The following is a 3,919-nucleotide window of genomic DNA, read 5'->3' as shown; positions in this document are numbered from 1 at the left end:
GGATTACTTGCTTGGCTTTAGTCCGCAAGAACATCCATTAGCCGTTCAACTCGGTGGATCTGATCCAGAACAGCTTTATCAAGCGGCCAAAATATGTACTGATTTTGGCTTTGACGAGATCAACTTAAACTGTGGTTGCCCAAGTGATCGAGTTCAATCGGGTAGCTTTGGTGCCTGTTTAATGGCCGACCAGGTGTTGTTGCCGAATGTGTCAGTGCGCTGCGTAGTGCGGGTGATCTGCCAGTGACAGTGAAGCATCGCACGGGTATCGATCAACAGGACGAATACGATGTGTTTCGTGAATTTGCTCGAATTCAGATAGAAGCAGGTGTCGATGCATTGATCGTACACGCACGAAACGCCTGGTTACAGGGCTTAAGCCCAAAGCAAAATAGAGACGTACCCCCCCTTCGATATCAATGGGTCTATCGTTTGAAACAAGACTTTCCTGACACAGAAATTATTATCAACGGTGGAATCAAAGACCTCGATGCAGCGCATCAGCACTTAGAATTGGTCGATGGCGTTATGTTGGGACGAGAACCTTATCAAAATCCCTATTTACTCCATCAGGTTGACGCGCAAATTTTTGGTGCAACTAACCAGCGATTCATATCAAGATTTGAAGTGCTTCAATCTTACTACCCCTATATTGAAGCCCAGCTAGAAAACGGACAACCACTGACACGAATGGTACGACATATTATTGGCCTGTTTCATGGTGAACCTAATTCAAAACAATGGCGACGTTTTATCAGCGAAAACGCCTGCAAAAAACCAGCGGGTATGGATGTGTTATATCAAGCAGAACAGTTTCTTAATTGATTAGATCACCGAGTAATAAAGGGCGATAGGTGCGCTACTTACTTTTATTATCCGTTTTATTTTTAGTTGTCATATTAGGTTTATCAAAATTTTGAGCTAATAGTTGAGATCAAGCTTTAAGAAAAATTTTAGATAAAGATTTAAAATGCATGCTCAGACAAATTAAGTTATGACTTGAAATCTCGAGAGCGGGTTTAAGAAGTTAAGCGTATATTTTTAGAAGTATTGGTTATATGGCTTCCATCATAAATTGCCATTAGGAGCTGCATTAGCAGTTGTAAATCACAGGGCATAGTCGAATATAGCTAGCAGATAACCTTTCGGGGGTTGTTTTGGGGTGCCAGAATTGAGAATTGAGATTTAAGCTCAATTAGAACGAAAAATAACGAGCAGTATTAGTCAATCATAAACTTTCCAACTATTAGTAAAATAAAGAATGAAAGCGTGGTCTGCGCTCTGAATTGAGCCCACGGCGAGTGATACCAATTTCAGCATTGTTGATATAGCGGCTTTTCACGCTGGTCAGTTTAAATGATTGGTGAGTGTTCAAAGCAGACTCAGTCCCAACTCAAACCAAGGCCTAATCAAGTATCCCTGCTTATTTTTTGTTTTTGCTGCATAAAACACAAAAAGTTTGTTTATATCTATATAATGCCCAACTCGTTATAAGCGTCACCAATTATGAGTGATCATCTAACAGACTAACTTTCGAATGACTGAAAATATAAGGTTTATCTTATGACATATCTTCTTGAAGAAAAATACCAAACTAGCTGGCAAGAACGTCAAACATTTGCAGAAAACATGCAGCCAATTATTGGACAACTTTTTAGAAATAAAGGCATTGAAATATCTGTTTACGGAAAACCGCTGGTTAATGCCTCTGCAATCGACATTATCAAGTCACATAAATCAGTTGCATTACATGAAGGCAACAAACTTCGTTTACGTGAGAGTTATCCTTTTATAAAAGCCTTAGGCGAAATGAACCTTGCTCCGTCAAGAGTCGATATTGGCAAACTAGCTTATCGGTATTTATTTCATGGTATAGCCGACGGCCTTTCTATAGAACAATTCTTAGAGCGCGAGTTGGTGTCAATTAGTAAAGTGTCTGATGTCGAAAGTAAAAAAGATGTCGTTCTATATGGATTCGGTCGAATAGGGCGTTTATTAGCACGATTATTGATTGAACGAGCCGGACCTAATTCATTATTGAATTTACGGGCAATTGTTATTCGTCCGGGTGAAGAAGATGATTTGGAGAAACGTGCGAGTCTTTTGAGACGTGACTCAGTTCATGGTGCCTTTAATGGCAGTATAACAATAGATAAAGAAAATAATGTTATTAAGGCCAATGGTGCCTTCATAAAAGTTATTTATGCAAAGTCTCCTGCCGAGATAGACTACACAATATATGGGATAAACAATGCTTTAGTGGTAGATAACACGGGTATTTGGACTGATGAGGACGGACTTGGTCAACACTTACAATCAAAAGGCGTTGAAAAAGTGCTCCTTACTGCACCAGGAAAAGGTCATATTAAGAATATTGTTTATGGTGTTAATGAAGATATGATTTCACCGGAAGACAGTATTGTTTCAGCCGCAAGTTGTACTACTAATGCGATCACACCTATTTTAAAAGCACTGAATGATAGATTTGGAATACGTAATGGACATATTGAAACGGTGCATTCTTATACTAATGACCAAAATTTAATTGACAACTATCATAAATCCCCTCGCAGAGGTCGAAGTGCGCCATTGAATATGGTGATTAGTACAACAGGTGCAGCACAGGCGGTAGCTAAAGCATTACCAGAATTAGACGGTCTATTAACTGGTAACGCAATACGGGTTCCGACTCCCAATGTTTCGATGGCAATTATGAATTTGAATTTAAAGAATGCCACTAATAAAGAAGAATTGAATGACTATATGCGTCAAATTTCGCTAAATTCAAAATTACAAAATCAAATAGATTACACCGCATCAAATGAGATAGTGTCTACTGATCTAGTGGGTTCTCGTTCCGCAGGTGTGCTCGACTCACAAGCAACAATAGTGGTTGATGACCGTGCAGTACTCTACGTTTGGTATGATAATGAATTTGGATATAGCTGCCAAGTCGTGCGAGTAATGCATGAAATGGCGGGTATTCATGTCCCAGCTTTACCCGCTACTTAAAAAATAATTATCAAATAATAGACGGTAGTTTTAGCTAAAAAAGAGGGGCTAGTATCGAATGGGACTAATTTAAAATTGTTTCGTAAAATCGATTCAGGCACTTATATTAGTATCTACACTGTCTTAGGCTGAGTAGCGGTTGTACCAGTGCCGATTGAACACCCTATTAAATACAAAATTTTCCTATTGCCTGATCGGCAATAGGATACATAGATTGGTGGCTCTAAACGTAAGGTGGCGTCAGCCAAGCGATGCATCTGTGGATTGTTATTATGACTGATATTTCAAATATTTAATTTGAATAGAGAAGTAAAAACCTCAAAGATTGGCTTCATTGACCCAAAACATTTCTCAGATAAATGTAACTAGCGCCGCTACCACCATGTTTAGGTTGTGCCGGACACCAAGCCAAGACCATGGATTGCTGAGCTAGCCAATGGTGCACGAGTGGTTTCAAAACAGATTGATGTTCAGACCGACTACCTTTGCCATGTACCACAATCAGAAATTGAAAAGCGACTGACAGTGCGTGCTCGATAAATTGAGACAATTCTTTAGTTGCCCGCTGCTGGTTATAACCATGCAAATCTAGGTGATCATCAACTGGCATGGCCCCCTGGCGAATTTTCTTTTGTTGCTTTTTTAGAATAGATGAATGATAAAAGCTGTCGTCAATCAGCACCAAATTGTGATGATTAATATATGAAAAATCAGCTGATTCAGTTTTAATAGATTGTTTTTTAATGAAAACTTTTTTCTTTACCTGATTTTGATAGACATTTATCCGACTATCGTCCAGCCGTTTTATATCACCCATCAAATCAGAGAAACTAGCCTCATCTGTTAGTTTGCCACTCATAGTTCGGTGAATCTGCCTCCAATAATTAAATACATCATATTATAATTA

General features: G+C 39.0%; 2 protein-coding genes and 1 pseudogene. 2 read left to right on the top strand and 1 reads right to left on the bottom strand.

The window, feature by feature from the left end; all coding sequences use genetic code 11:
• Positions 1–7: 7 nt before the first annotated feature.
• Positions 8–825: pseudogene (gene dusA, locus QZ562_RS20195) on the top strand (tRNA dihydrouridine(20/20a) synthase DusA).
• A 738-nt stretch (positions 826–1,563) separates the two neighbouring features.
• A complete protein-coding gene (locus tag QZ562_RS20190; RefSeq protein ID WP_293764337.1) occupies positions 1,564–3,012 on the top strand; it encodes a glyceraldehyde-3-phosphate dehydrogenase in 1,449 nt (482 codons plus the stop codon).
• Between the two features lie 331 nt (positions 3,013–3,343).
• Here QZ562_RS20190 and QZ562_RS20185 read toward each other — a convergent pair whose 3' ends face one another.
• A complete protein-coding gene (locus QZ562_RS20185) occupies positions 3,344–3,871 on the bottom strand; it encodes a Smr/MutS family protein (protein WP_293764334.1) in 528 nt (175 codons plus the stop codon).
• Positions 3,872–3,919: the final 48 nt, after the last annotated feature.

The sequence above is a fragment of the uncultured Paraglaciecola sp. genome (assembly GCF_913058035.1).
GTDB lineage: Bacteria > Pseudomonadota > Gammaproteobacteria > Enterobacterales > Alteromonadaceae > Paraglaciecola.
Note: the sequence above shows the minus strand (reverse complement) of the source record. Positions and strands in the feature narration are given on the sequence as shown.